General features: G+C 50.4%; 15 protein-coding genes and 2 pseudogenes. 2 read left to right on the forward strand and 15 right to left on the reverse strand.

Going from position 1 to position 13,483, the window contains the following annotated elements:
* Window positions 1–354: 354 nt before the first annotated feature.
* The 13 genes and pseudogenes from M0R30_RS14755 to M0R30_RS09130 form a co-directional block, all read right to left on the reverse strand.
* Window positions 355–765, reverse strand: a pseudogene (locus M0R30_RS14755) (transposase); the annotation flags it as partial.
* 749 nt (window positions 766–1,514) lie between these two features.
* The gene (gene wecB / locus M0R30_RS09075; protein WP_366513123.1) at window positions 1,515–2,597 is read right to left on the reverse strand and encodes a UDP-N-acetylglucosamine 2-epimerase (non-hydrolyzing); all 1,083 of its coding nucleotides are present in this window, start codon (window positions 2,595–2,597) and stop codon (window positions 1,515–1,517) included.
* Between the two features lie 31 nt (window positions 2,598–2,628).
* Entirely contained in the window at window positions 2,629–3,021 is a 393-nt protein-coding gene (locus tag M0R30_RS09080; protein WP_292546069.1) for a HEPN domain-containing protein, read from the reverse strand.
* Complete coding sequence (locus M0R30_RS09085) at window positions 2,996–3,343, reverse strand: nucleotidyltransferase domain-containing protein (protein ID WP_292546071.1); 348 nt, start codon at window positions 3,341–3,343, stop codon at window positions 2,996–2,998. Before M0R30_RS09085 ends, M0R30_RS09080 begins: the two co-directional genes overlap by 26 nt.
* A gap of 103 nt (window positions 3,344–3,446) precedes the next feature.
* Window positions 3,447–3,824 carry a hypothetical protein gene (locus M0R30_RS09090; protein WP_292546074.1) on the reverse strand — a complete coding sequence of 126 codons (378 nt, stop codon included), beginning with the start codon at window positions 3,822–3,824 and terminating at the stop codon, window positions 3,447–3,449.
* Window positions 3,825–4,167: 343 nt separating this feature from the next.
* Window positions 4,168–4,509 carry a DUF86 domain-containing protein gene (locus M0R30_RS09095; protein ID WP_292546076.1) on the reverse strand — a complete coding sequence of 114 codons (342 nt, stop codon included), beginning with the start codon at window positions 4,507–4,509 and terminating at the stop codon, window positions 4,168–4,170.
* A complete protein-coding gene (locus M0R30_RS09100) occupies window positions 4,502–4,795 on the reverse strand; it encodes a nucleotidyltransferase family protein (RefSeq protein ID WP_292546078.1) in 294 nt (97 codons plus the stop codon). Before M0R30_RS09100 ends, M0R30_RS09095 begins: the two co-directional genes overlap by 8 nt.
* A gap of 62 nt (window positions 4,796–4,857) precedes the next feature.
* A pseudogene (locus M0R30_RS09105) lies at window positions 4,858–5,001 on the reverse strand (UDP-N-acetylglucosamine 2-epimerase (non-hydrolyzing)); the annotation flags it as partial.
* Window positions 4,998–6,440, reverse strand: a complete 1,443-nt coding sequence (locus tag M0R30_RS09110; RefSeq protein ID WP_292546080.1) for a nucleotide sugar dehydrogenase — start codon at window positions 6,438–6,440, stop codon at window positions 4,998–5,000. The pseudogene M0R30_RS09105 and the gene M0R30_RS09110, both read right to left, overlap by 4 nt.
* A gap of 18 nt (window positions 6,441–6,458) precedes the next feature.
* Complete coding sequence (locus tag M0R30_RS09115) at window positions 6,459–7,367, reverse strand: Gfo/Idh/MocA family oxidoreductase (RefSeq protein WP_292546083.1); 909 nt, start codon at window positions 7,365–7,367, stop codon at window positions 6,459–6,461.
* Window positions 7,368–7,369: 2 nt separating this feature from the next.
* The gene (locus M0R30_RS09120) at window positions 7,370–8,467 is read right to left on the reverse strand and encodes a DegT/DnrJ/EryC1/StrS family aminotransferase (RefSeq protein ID WP_292546085.1); all 1,098 of its coding nucleotides are present in this window, start codon (window positions 8,465–8,467) and stop codon (window positions 7,370–7,372) included.
* 553 nt (window positions 8,468–9,020) lie between these two features.
* Window positions 9,021–9,326: a type II toxin-antitoxin system VapC family toxin gene (locus M0R30_RS09125; protein WP_292546087.1), complete on the reverse strand. Its 306-nt coding sequence runs from the start codon at window positions 9,324–9,326 to the stop codon at window positions 9,021–9,023.
* Window positions 9,327–9,421: 95 nt separating this feature from the next.
* Window positions 9,422–9,646, reverse strand: coding sequence for a hypothetical protein (locus tag M0R30_RS09130; RefSeq protein WP_292546089.1), 225 nt, complete (start codon window positions 9,644–9,646; stop codon window positions 9,422–9,424).
* Window positions 9,647–9,932: 286 nt separating this feature from the next.
* Between M0R30_RS09130 and M0R30_RS09135 the strand changes: the two genes are divergently transcribed.
* Window positions 9,933–10,592, forward strand: coding sequence for a hypothetical protein (locus tag M0R30_RS09135; RefSeq protein ID WP_292546091.1), 660 nt, complete (start codon window positions 9,933–9,935; stop codon window positions 10,590–10,592).
* Between the two features lie 129 nt (window positions 10,593–10,721).
* Here M0R30_RS09135 and M0R30_RS09140 read toward each other — a convergent pair whose 3' ends face one another.
* On the reverse strand, window positions 10,722–11,969 hold the full coding sequence (locus tag M0R30_RS09140) for a nucleotide sugar dehydrogenase (protein WP_292546093.1): 1,248 nt from the start codon (window positions 11,967–11,969) through the stop codon (window positions 10,722–10,724).
* Entirely contained in the window at window positions 11,951–12,880 is a 930-nt protein-coding gene (locus M0R30_RS09145; protein ID WP_292546095.1) for an SDR family oxidoreductase, read from the reverse strand. Before M0R30_RS09145 ends, M0R30_RS09140 begins: the two co-directional genes overlap by 19 nt.
* 331 nt (window positions 12,881–13,211) lie before the next feature.
* On the opposite strand from M0R30_RS09145, the gene M0R30_RS09150 reads away from it, so the two are divergent.
* A complete protein-coding gene (locus tag M0R30_RS09150) occupies window positions 13,212–13,427 on the forward strand; it encodes a hypothetical protein (RefSeq protein ID WP_292546097.1) in 216 nt (71 codons plus the stop codon).
* Window positions 13,428–13,483: the final 56 nt, after the last annotated feature.

Genomic DNA, 13,483 nt, shown 5'->3' on the forward strand with positions numbered 1-13,483 from the left:
TATTTCTTGTGAACTCATGATGTTACCGAAGGATATTATCAATTTTTTTTTACTATTTCAGTATTTGCCCATCAAATAATACTCACTAAATTTGGGAGCAGATCATTAAAATATAATTGCATTCGCGGTGTTTGTGTTCGATCATCTACTTTAAGAAGGAGGAGTGTTGAGTCTGTTAATTCTTCAATTAATCATCAGCTAGCTTGCATCCTTGCAATAGGGGACGCTCATTTCCAGGACCGGGCAGTCTTAGCCGGGGCAACGGGGAGGGGAGTTTACGGGCGCTTTGAATTCTCAAGGATAACAATCGGGATTCTAGGATCTCCAATGAAAGGGATTTTTTTTGAGTTCTTTTCAAAAATTGGATGAACAGAACAGTCGAAATTTTTGCCTGTAGAAAACCTCAATGACGAGAAATTGTAAGAACCTGTGAATGTTGCAGACAATCATTTTCCCGGCGATCTCCTTCAACTGCATAACAAATTTTCTTGCTTTTAGATCGCCACTGAACTTTCTTTTCAGGACGGAAAACTTGTTTTCAACAAGTTGTCGTCTTCGATATCTGACGTTGTCGAATTGTAAATCCATTTCCTTGCGGTAAGTTCCCCCGACGACCTCGTTATTCCATGAACGGATTGGAATGATCGAATCAGCGTGCAGATCATCTCGGATCTGCCGATGAATTGCTTCGGAGTCGTATCCCCGATCCATACCGTAGCACTCTGACCGTCGCATCTTGTGGCACTGTCGGAGTAACCGCGCTGCGTGACGGTGTCGTGAACCCGGCTGTTTGAAGTGATGAACCCGGTGATAACCTGTTGATCGGTGTCAACTGAGATCGACGTTTTCAGGAAATGTTTTCGAATCTTACCGGTTCTGGCTGAGTAATAATGACTCGAATATCAGCTGGTAAATCCGGATGAATTGATTGCCGTGATTGGGATCGGATCGTCGTTGAAATAAAAAAGATTCAGAGTTTTCCTGAATGCGTAGCGGAGGTACAGGGTTTTAATCCGGCTGAAGAATTTTTGAAGTGTCGTGAAATGAGGCACGACGGATAGATCCAGTACCTCCTGGATCGATTCCATGTCTTCAATATCTTCAATGAAATCCCGGTAGTGCTGGTTCCGGTAGTCTTTGAAGAGTATCAGGACCAGAAGTTTATACTGGGTGTAGATTTTTTCGAATATTTACTGGAATACGGTGTTATTCGTATCGCTTTCACGATCGAAATCGCTGCTCGGACAAACCTGATATTCCGGCTCGCCAATCTTTTAGTTGTCTCCTTGCTTTTTGAACACACATTCAGGTAAGGAGACTATGTACCTTTGATCTTCCGGTCGTCGGGTACAATCTGTTTTTAAGAAGGATTTCTACAGAGCAGAAATTTTTTATAAGTGGCCTTGTGCTTCTCATGAGTGCTATTCATTGGCTTCTGCGATCAGACCATGTGAAGATGAATTGATTCGGTAAGAAAAAGAGATACAAGGGGGAAAATCTGATACCATCTGACATCAGATGCCAAACTTAAGGATCTTCCGAATCTTCCCACTTGCCCCCGGGGGGTAAAGATCCCGTTGCGGCCGCGCAGGAACTGGAGTCTCCAGTGAGGACAGGATCTTCTTTTCATCCGATCCGACAAGAACATTCCACCCGTCATGCAAAGTCTCGATCCATTCCGTATTCTCCCGGAGAGTAACACAAGGAACACCCAGCAGGTATGCCTCCTTCTGGACCCCGCCGGAATCGGTGAGGATCTTCCTTGCACTGCCCATCAGCCGGATCATATCTAAGTACCCGAGCGGTTCTGCGAGACGAATATTCTCCGGCATCCGGTCCAGCAGCCCGTACTCGCCGAGATATTTCCGGGTCCGGGGATGGACCGGGAAAACAACCGGTACCGTTGCCTGCCCAAACGCCCGGATAATGGCTGACAAAGCATCGCGATTGTCCGTGTTCGAAGGCCGGTGGATAGTGGCAACGCAATAATTCCCGGGATCGAGAGCGAGGGATTCGATGACCCGGGAATTCTTTGCGGCAAGTGTCCTGTTGAACGCCAGCACATCCGCCATCACGTCCCCGACCAGGTGAACGCCCTTGGTTACTCCTTCTTTTGCCAGGAGATTTACTGCATTCTGTGTCGGGCAGAATAAAAAATCGGATACGTGATCGGTCACGACCCGGTTGATCTCCTCGGGCATGGCACGGTCGAACGAACGCAGCCCTGCTTCCACGTGGGCTACCGGGATACGAAGTTTGACAGCCGCAAGGGCACCTGCGAGCGTGGAGTTGGTGTCGCCATAGACCATCACGAGGTCAGGCTCCTCCTTCAGGAGAACTTCTTCGATACCCGCAAGGGTCAGGCCGGTCTGTTTGCCGTGAGGCCCGGATCCGATCCCAAGGTTGTAATCCGGTTTCGGGATCTGGAGTTCGTCAAAAAAAACTTCGGACATCTCCGGATCGTAATGCTGTCCGGTATGGACCAGGATTTCGGTGTGATCATTCCGGATCTCCCGGGACACCGCAGCGCACTTGACAAATTGCGGGCGTGCCCCGACAATGGTGACGATCTTCATAGTGATTACCTTTTTGTGCATGACGACTATATCTGAGAAAAATCAGGATTTCTCATACTGAAATGATATTCTCTGCCCAGTAAACCACGGATTCAGCAAGAACAAGCGCTTCGGTATACTCTTCTTCGCTAACAGGGAATTCAAAACCCGGGTATCGCGTATGAACAGCAAACGGAGTAAGACGTGATGCAGTTTTTATCGCATCCGGAATGGCAAGTCCACTTTTCTCCAGTCGAAGAAAAAGATCCGAGAGGTCGTGGATATAGGGGAACGGAAGTGCGCGAGCAATAAACACCGCCTTAATCGCTTTCTCCGCTGCCTGTTGGGCCTGATAACACAGATCCTCATGATAAATTTCCGGTTTTCGACAGCGGGCGATCGCAAGACAACTGCGTGCCCTGTGTAACCATTCCCGGGGATCACTGGGCGGAAGCCGTTCCGGCATCGTAAAGTACCTTCCCTTCATGCAGTGCAGGATGCAGGACAAGATACGGGGAATTGCCATACTCCTGTACCTGCTCGGGTGTGACAACAATCAGGTCAATTGCCTGGCCCACGCCATACAATTTCATATAAATATCAGCCGCAACGGTACGCGGGTTGTAATTGCCGGATTTGATCACCAGGAGATCCAGATCGCTGTCGGGCCCACTTTCTCCCCGTGCTGTTGAGCCAAACAGGATAATTTTTTCAGGTTTTGCACAATTAACAATACGCCGCAGGATCTCGCTTAAGACTTCTTTGTTGACTTTTCTTTTTTTATTCATACCTTCACTCATATACCAGATGAAAAAATTTCTGCTTACAGTGAATCTTTTATCTTAAATCTTATATGCATATCTGTCAGCAGGAGATTCAACAAAACAAACATCAGTTTTCATGGACTCCTCGTTTCGGCAGTCCATAGAGGTAATGGTCATGCTCTGTTGCAAGATCCGGTATATCTGTAGTTACAGCAAGGGATGCTGTGTTGCATAATTCCCCAATGAACGGACACACCCCGCAGGAAAAATGTCCAGTTTTAAAATTCTGAAAGGAGCAACAAGCAAATTGTAGCAGAAGAATTTCAAAGCGGGCTTCCCGCGACATCCCGCTTTCGATGAGGAATATAGGTGGATTGGCTGCACATGCTTCCCAGAATCCATCTGATTCAGGGACTTCCGATGATTTGTGCAACACAGCAGCAAGGGATGAAATACCAAATGCCGAATCCTGCTCTACATCAGAATCTTCCGGAATAGACTTCAACGTGATAGTATATTTTTTCCGGCCTCAAGATGAACGGGTCCGGATGGCCGGAATACGGATCCATCAAACACAACTTCCATTATTTTTGCCATAGTAAGAATCCCTCAATTGTCCAGTAGTGCGTATCTGATTTCTGATGATAACTATAGTCTTTCTGGTACTATAATATTCCAGATCGTTATAATCGGCATCAATAATTCGGATTTTAAACCCGGATAAATTAGTATCGGCACAACGAGGATGACAATGTCATGCCGGCAGGGTGCATGTGACGAACGGGGGCCTTGCGCCGACAATGGTGACAATCTTCATAAAAAAATCCCTGTGATAATTTTAAAACTTCTTATTTGTCGATAATCGTTTTCAATTGGCGTTCAAGTCGTGGAAGATCCCCGGTGATTGTTGTCCAGAGAATCCACATATCCACATCAAAATACCTGTGTGTGATAAGATTTCTCATCCCTATGATATACTTCCAGTCAATATCCTGATAGAGCATACAGATCTCTGGGGGAATATTCGTGGCTGCATCTCCCAGCACCTGGATATTCCGGAGAATCGCATCCTGAGTCTTCAGATCGTGTAAAAATTCTTCGTATGTCATACCCTGTGTAAAGTGCAGGATACGATGAATCGCATTATCCATGTCATCGAGAAAAAGATGAACGTTCCTTTTTTCAGACATAAAGCACATCTCTTTCCACCGTTTGCCTGATCGCAGGTTTAAGTGCCCGCGGGGTGGTCAGATCGACATCGGTGTTCAGTGCAAGACGAAGGTAATCCCGGAGTTCCAGGAATTTGAACATACCGACAGGTTCTGAAAAATCAACGATAAGGTCCAGATCACTGGTCTCAGTATTCTCGTTCCTCGCTACTGAGCCAAAAATCCCGATAGATTTAACATGAAACCGAGATTCAAGCTCGCCTTTTAAGGATAAGAGAATCGCAACAAACTCTTTCCGGGTTTTCATATACAGGGTATGTAAGCTTCCCGTGTATATTAGTGCAGCGAGAAACGAGGAATTCAATTTTACCTGAAAAAAATATCCGACATCTCCGGGTCATAATGCTGGCCGGTATGCACGAGGATCTCAGTGTGTTCCTTCCGGAGTTCACGGGAGACCGGGGCACACTTGACGAACTGGGGCCTTGCCCCGACAATCGTGACGATCTTCATGGCAAAGCAATCCGAATCGGATGCTCATTCTTGTCCCCGCGTCCGATACCCTTGTAGACAAAACCGGCATTGATAAACATATCAGGATCGATCACATTCCTCCCGTCAACAATGACAATGGTGTCATGACCGCATGCCTTCCGGATCCCTGCCGGTGAAATATTTTTGTACTCAGTGTGCCCGGTAAAAAGGATCACAGCATCCGCACCTGCCAGCACAGTATCAATATCGTGATCAATCGGGACATCCGGATACGAATCGACCCACGGGTCATGCACAGTAACTTCGCCACCGGCTTCAAGCACCAGATCCCGGAATGGTTCTGCTGGCGTATTGCGGGCATCGTCAGAGTTCGCGAGGAATGCCCAGCCAAGAAGCGCAATCTTCGATCCCCGTATTGTTTTTCCAATCCGTCCCAGACCAAGAGTTGTTAATGTGAACATGTGACGGGGCATGAAATCGTTAATGTTCCGGGCGAGGACAAAGAGCGAATCTTTCCCGGCAGGATAATCCAGCTGCCCCCCGAGAACCTTCACTCCCCGCTCAAGATGATAGGTATCTTTTGTCAGGCAATGTCCCCCGACACCAGCGCCAGGCCAGAGAATTGCACGGGTGATCCCTTCTCCTTTGAGGGAATCGATACCGCTCCGCACATCATAGAAATTAATCCCCATCGCCTCGCAGTACAATGCCAGTTCATTTGCTGCTGCGATCTGCAGGTCCCGAAACGTATTTTCCGCAGTCTTGGTCACCTCAGCAGCAGTTGCCGTCATCGGGATGATGCGACCTTTCGTAAGGATCGGTGAATACAGATAGGTCGCCCGCTGCGTACTCACATCATCGATACCACCCACAATCCGGTCATGCTCCTGGATGTTCCGGAGCAGTCGTCCCACCATCACGCGTTCCGGGGCATGAACAAGAGCGAAATCGCAACCTGCTTTCATACCGGATTCCTCTTCAAGGATCTGACGGGCAATTCCGGTTGTCGTTCCCGGCGTGATTGTCGACTCCAGGACAACGAGCATCCCCGGTTTGAGATACCGCCCGACATTTTTTACACCATCAAACAGTGCAGAGAAGTCCGGCAGCAGGTCATTCTTATTCAAAAACGGGGTCTGGATGGCAAGTGTAACAACATCGAGTTCCGAGATCTTGGAAAAGTCAGATGTGCAGACAAACTTCCCTGCACGAGCAACCTTCGCGAGGAGGTCATCAAGTCCCGGCTCCTCACCTTTCAGCGGGCTCTCGCCCCGGTTGAGCATGGCGATCTTGTAGCCAGAGGTGGGAGAGTCGCGCTGGAACCCGTATACCCGCTCAAATGCAGGTGAATCCGCAAAGAGCGCGGCTGCAGGAATACCGACATACCCCATGCCGATGACCCCGATGGTTCTGATAGGCCCGCGCTTGTTGATAAGCGATGATAGTACTGAGTCCATGACAATCACCGGATTCGTTCAGGAGAATCCATGAGTTATCTGCTCAGATACGCGGAGGTTCTGCAACGCCTGCTCCGGCGTGATCGGGAATGGTTTCTTTGCCGAAGCACATTCGAGGAACGTCGACAGTTCCCGCTTCAGGGGTTCCTGTTTATTGACAAGAACTTTCTCGATAATATTTTCCTGCACATACCGATCATGCACGATTGTGTACTGCCCGGGTTTTCGGTATATTGCAATCTCCTGGGTCATGTAGTCGCCTTCAATCGTGCAGTCCTCCTGCTCGATATAGATCATCCGGATCTTCTTGGAGGATTTGCGGCTCGCGGACATGTACACGGTCGTACCATTAATCGCAATCAGTGCACCGCAAACATCGGCATTGCCCGCGCTGTGCAGGGAATAGTCCTCTCGGGGGAAGAGATTGAAGATCACATCGATGTCGTGGATCATGAGATCCTCGACAACCGAGGTCCCGGTGATCCGGGAAGAGGCCGGGTTATGGCGTTTCGTCTCGATGTAGAGGGGTTTATTGATCATCCTGCGGATCTCATCGATGATCGGGTTGAACCGCTCGATGTGTCCCACACCGACGGTCAGGTCTTTCGGGATGATTTTGACGAGTGCTTCTGCCTGTGCGGAGGTCTGGCAGATCGGCTTCTCGATCAGGGCATTGACGCCGCCAGCGAAGACCTTTGCCGCCACATCGTGATGGAACGGGGTCGGGACGCAGATGCTGACCGCATCGACCTTTTCCAGCAGGGCTTCGACACTCGGGGCAACCTGTCCGTCATTCGCCTTCGCAACTTCCGTTGCCGCGTTTGTATTCAGGTCGGTGATCCATAACGAATCAACCTGCTTCAGTTCTGAATAGACACGGGCATGGTTCCTGCCCATGACCCCGACACCGATGACTCCGACATCCATGTTTAGTTTACTCCGTTTATTGTTGTGCAGATCTCTTCAAGCATTGGCTTGGTCACATTCGGGTGCACCGGCAGGGAGAGTACCTCATCACAGAGTTGCTCGGCAACCGGGCAGGAGACCGTGGGATTCATCTCCTGGTACACGGGCTGCCTGTGGATGGGTATCGGGTAGTGGACCGCGGTGCCAATCCCGCGATCTGCGAGACATTTCATGAACTCCGCCCGGTTCATCGGGAACTCCGGCGCGATCCGGATCACGTACTGGTGATAGACGTGGGTCGAATCCGGCATGCGGTACGGGGTGATCAGGCCCTCTACGGAAAGATGGGAATTGAGGTACGATGCATTCGCGATCCGCAGGGCGTTGAAGTCCGGGAGTTTTTTCATCTGCTCGCACCCGATCGCCCCACCAATATCCGTCATCCGGTAGTTATACCCGATCATGACGTGGCGGTACTTCTCGCTCTGGCCATGGCTGATGAATATCCTCATCTTCGTCGCGTATGCATCGTCATTGGTCGTGACGATCCCGCCTTCACCCGTTGTCATGTTCTTCGTCGGATAGAAAGAGAAACAGCTGGCTTTTCCGAATCCTCCAATCCGCTTCCCGCTATATTCTGCCCCGTGTGCCTGGGCCGCATCTTCAATCAGTGCGAGTTTATGATCATCGCAGATCTCCCGGACCGGTCGGATATCAAATGGCTGGCCGAAGAGGTGAACACCGATGACTGCTTTTGTCTTCTTCGTCACGGCTTCCGCAACGGATCCGGGATTGATATTGAATGTCTTCGCATCCACATCGACAAAAACCGGTTTTGCACCGCACATTGAGACACAGCTTGCAGTGGCGAAGAATGAGAACGTGGGAACGATGACCTCGTCGCCGGGCTTGATCCCGGCGCATGCGACCGCAGTGTGGAGTGCTGCGGTCCCGCTGTTCACGGCAATTGCATGTTTCACGCCGCAGTAGTCTGCAAATGTTCTCTCAAATTCCGCGACGGCGGGTCCCTGGGCGAGCATACCGGATTTGATTACGGCTGCCACGGCTGCCTGTTCTTCCGCGCCGGTCGAGGGTTGGGCGATGGGGATCTTCTGCACCATGGTTTCAACGTACGTATGGAATTTACAACCACTTATTTCAGAGGGTTGGATAATAGTGGCGTAATGACTCGTGGGATCGCGTATTTCTGGTGAGATTCCCGAAATACCAGAGGCCGGGAATTCCGATGCAGCCGGATAATTGATCGTCCTTACCGGACAGCATGGACACCCGTCAGGGGTGATAATGGGGTCTGGTGCGGGACCTCATCTCTTCCCCAGTCAAAAGGAGCCCGTATCGGGCTCCGCTCACATCTCCGGAAAAAGATGGACACGGTGATTGGCAAACCGTGTCCACATTCAGGATCGCCCTGATTCCACACGCCGGAGAATATGGGCATCAGGTACCATATGATGTCCACCGGTAACCGTGGCCGGGAAAACGCACTTCCGATCCCTCATGGATAAAAAAACACAAGGCCGGCCACCATGATGTAGACTTTTTTTAGGGTTCTGAACAGGAAAAAAGGAGGATTATTGGGGGTTAACCGCCGGAATTGTGTATTTTTGGCATTCCGTACGAAACTGAACCCGGTGCCCGTAATCGTACCGAAAATTATTCCAGCAGCATCACAGTGCACGCTTTTCTGGCTGCGGATGAAAGTTCTTTATCTGCCGTGAACAGCGTGGCCCTGTGATGTACCGCTGCGGCAACGAACAGCGCATCGTAAAGTGAGATGTTGAGCTCGCAGGCCAGGCCGAGTGCCGGCGGGATCAATTGACCGGAGGGGATTGTTTCGCAGAGATCATTGATGAACAGGGTGGCATCATCGAGCATGATCTTCACATCCCCGGGACGTTCCTCCCCGGATGAAATCCGTTTCAGGGCAACATTTGCCACCTCCGCCAATGCAAGATCCACCGTAACGCAATCCATCCAGGTTATTTTTGATCGCCTTTGCGGTCAGCGCTTCCGGAAAAAAGATCGCGGCAATGACACCGGAATCGAGCACGGTCTTACCGGACATCGCGGGCCTCACGGATGATCCGGGCCGCAGACATGCCGGCACTCATCGATTCAAATCGTGTCTGCGCATGTGCAAGAAGCTGTTCTCTGCGTTTGGTTCTGACCGTATCTTCGATAAGGGCCCGGATCTCTTCCTGGCATCCGCTTCCCGAAAGTTCGTCGATCATCTTTCGGACCCGGGAATCGATCCGGATACTGTACACAGAAGTTGCCATAGATCATTGTTTACAATTGTTGTATACAAAAACATTGCCTTTTTTTGCGCAACCGGAATCCTGCAATATTCATCCCGATGGGCCGTAAGTTCGTGCATTCTCCCCCGTTTCAGGGACTCCGGATTTATTCAGCCAGGCATATCGTATATCCGCTCCAACACGATTGTGCCACACGGTCGGGGACAGGCTGGTGGAACCGAAACGCTCCTCCTCATGATTCACCTGCGGAGAGCGTACGCTCTCGCGTTCCATTCAGCCCCACCCGGCATGCGGCAGGATTAAAAAAATGCAAACAGGGAACAAAAAGAACGAGACGAACCTGGAGATTGCAGATGTTTCCAGGAATGATGGATCGCAGATTGCCGGTTCAGGACATGTTGCCGGATGCACAGCATGTACCGGCTGCAGGTCCACGGTAACGCAGGAAGAACAGAAAACGGCCATAGATCAGACCGGAAAACCGACGGCAGCGGCCGGACGGGATACCGGTCCGGTCAGGCTGAAGAAACCGATAGCGGCAATACGCGAAGCAAAACGACGGGCCGTGATATGGGGATTCTCCGTGGCCGATGTGGTATCAGAATACGATCTTCCGTATGATTTCGTAGCCATCAGGGAGGGCATCACGAGTTTTGTCTGTGTCCGGCGCGTGAACTCGTCATGGTTCAATATTGACATGATCACGAGAAGATGCAAAAAACAGATTGATGCATTCCGGTCGATGAACATGCAGCAGGGTCTCATCTTCGAGCTCTGGGTGCGCGGGTATGCAAGAGCATTCTACCGGTACCGTGTGTTGCCGGATACAATCGAGGAAACCGGTATTGTTCCGGAGCCGGAAACACGGGCGGGGAAAAAAGCCCTTCATGATGCGATGACGAAGGCTGCCAAACCGGAGAGGGCCGATGAAAAACTCGACGGGGATACGTCATTGACGATCGGATAATTCTTTTTTTATACTTTTTTTACGATTGTCAAAAAAGTAATGCAAGAAGTGAAAGTCATTTTACGACAACGGATAAGATGCCTTGATGAAAAGGACTGCAAAAAATAACGTAAAAAATCCTACCGGATATCACAACTTCCGATAACACATCCCCCTCTTTTCGGCCCCATCCCGGTCCACCATCCCCCTCACATCAATCAGCACCGGATGATCCTTCATCAATCCCCGGATCTTCTCCACCGGCATCGCCTTAAACAGCGAATGCGCCACCGCAATGATCACCGCATCGACCTTCATATCCAGCCTAGGAAGAGGTTTCGCACCAAACCGGGTAATCACCTCATCGGGAAGCAGCGGATCATATCCATATACATCCACCTTGAACTCTTTGAGTTCATGGACAATCTCTTCGACCGGTGACTCACGGGTATCCGGGACATCCTCTTTGTACGTAAGTCCCATGATCAGGACCCTGGAACCCTTGATCACTTTCCCCACATCATTGAGCCCTTTGACAGCCAGTTCAGCCACATGTTTTGGCATCGAGTCATTGATGGCCCGGCCGGCAAGGATCACCTGGGGATGATAACCGATCTCCTCGGCCTTCATCACAAGGTAGTACGGATCAACCGGGATGCAGTGGCCCCCCACGAGACCCGGGCGGTACGGGTGGAAGTTCCATTTTGTCCCGGCGGCATCGAGCACTGCCTGGGTATCAAGACCCATGCGTCCAAAGATGAGAGCCAGCTCATTCATCAGCGCGATGTTCAGGTCACGCTGGATGTTCTCGATAACCTTTGCGGCTTCTGCAGTTTTGATATTTGGTGCCCGGTAGACCGTAGTAACATTGCCATACAGTTCAACGAGCCTGTCGGTAGTCTTCTCGTCCATCCCGGCAACAATCTTGGTGATCTTATCGAGCGTATGGGCATCGTCGTTGGGATTGATCCGTTCGGGAGAGTAGCCGACAAAGAAATCCTTCCCGCACGTTAGACCGGATTCCTTCTCAAGTATAGGGATCACAATCTCTTCGGTGACGCCCGGATACACGGTAGACTCAAGAACAACAATCGCATTCCGCTTCAGGTTCCTCCCAACGGTAACAGTCGCTGATTTAACCGGCCCGAGGTCAGGGTCCTTTGCTTTCGTCACCGGTGTTGGAACACAGATGAGGACAAAATCCGCTTCCTTTATTGCAGCCGGATCGGTTATTGCCCGGATTTTTGAGCCGGAGGCAACAAGTGCATCAACCTTACGCTGGTCGATATCGAACCCGATGGTCGGGACATGCCCGGCAAACGCTTCTGCAAGAGGCGTACCAACATACCCCAGACCCACAACACAGACGGTTTTTCCGTTTACTGGTTTTGATACCATTGAATCGTCTCCTGAAGACCGGTCTTTACCGTATATTCTGGCGCATATCCGAATGCATCCTGTGCTGCCGAGATCGCGGCAAGAGAATCGTGGATATCACCCGATCGCGGGGGCTCAAATGTGAGAGATTGTTCTTCACCCAGGGACTCCATGATGAGGTGGGCCAGCTCGACAAGACTGATCCTGCTCCCGTATGCCACATTGAATATTCCCTCGGCAGAACCGTCCATTGCCTGGACATTTGCCTGTGCAACATCTTTCACATAGGTAAAGTCCCGGGTCTGCGATCCATCCCCGTAAATGATCGGGGATTCGTGGTGCAGGATTTTTGTAATAAATTTCGGGATCACGGCAGAGTATTCGGAATGCGGGTCCTGTCGCGGGCCGAATACGTTGAAGTACCTGAGCGATGCCGTGTCCATACCATACAGTTCATGAAAGACCTTGAGATAATACTCCCCCGTCAGTTTCGTGATCGCGTACGGGGATTTGGGATTGGGCACCATATCCTCACGTTTTGGCAGTGTCGGTGTATCGCCGTACACTGAAGAGGATGATGCGTACACAATTTTTTTCGCCCCGCATTTTTGTGCCGCCACGAGGACATTCAGGGTCCCGTTGACATTGGTCTCATTTGAGGCAAGTGGATCTTTTACCGAACGCGGGACAGAGGTAATTGCCGCTTCATGAAAGATACCGTCCGCATCCCTGCAGGCATCCTGAAGAAGCGGCTGATCGGTGATGCTGCCATTAACAAATGTCACCGCAGGCATATCCAGCAGGTGCCTGATATTTTCAACCTTGCCCGAAAACAGATTGTCAAGGATCACCACCTCATCGCCGCGACGGGCAAGGGTCTCCGCGATATGGGAGCCGATGAATCCTGCACCTCCCGTCACAACAAACCGCACGTGGTCACATCCTCGTATGAATAGATACTTTTAATCCGCGGGTATGGAACTCGCTATCAGATATTGTCTTTTAATTTCTTAAAACACCGGCATATCATTTCCGCCCGATCAATGCTGTTGACCATGTCACTCGGGGTCTTATTCTGCAGCAGCGTTCAATCTTCAGGAGCCTGGCGAACTCAGGGAAATGCTTATTAAATAACACGAAATTGAAAATACCGAGATTCGGGAAAGTATGCCTAATTCCAGACAAAATTCTTGAAACGGTCAACAAATTTCAATTGAATTAAAATCAAAATTCATTTATATCAATACTTTTAATATAACAACAATGGGAAGGAGCAAGGAGGAGATCGGGCGCCACTGTCCGTATTGCGGGGCGATTGTCGCATACGGGGAATATTTCTGCCGCTCGTGCCACAGGAAATTCACTGACCAGAGCGAACTGGATGCCCCGTCCACTCACATGGCGAACACGTACGTTGTCGCGGTCCGGAAACCGTATCTCTCAGCTCTCCTGTCAGCCACCGGTACCGCGCTCGACTAATTTTGCAACGGGGATCACTTGAAGGGGGCTCGCGTTCTTCCTCGCATTCATGAAGG

The sequence above is a fragment of the Methanoregula sp. genome (genome assembly GCF_023227875.1).
Taxonomy (GTDB): domain Archaea; phylum Halobacteriota; class Methanomicrobia; order Methanomicrobiales; family Methanospirillaceae; genus Methanoregula.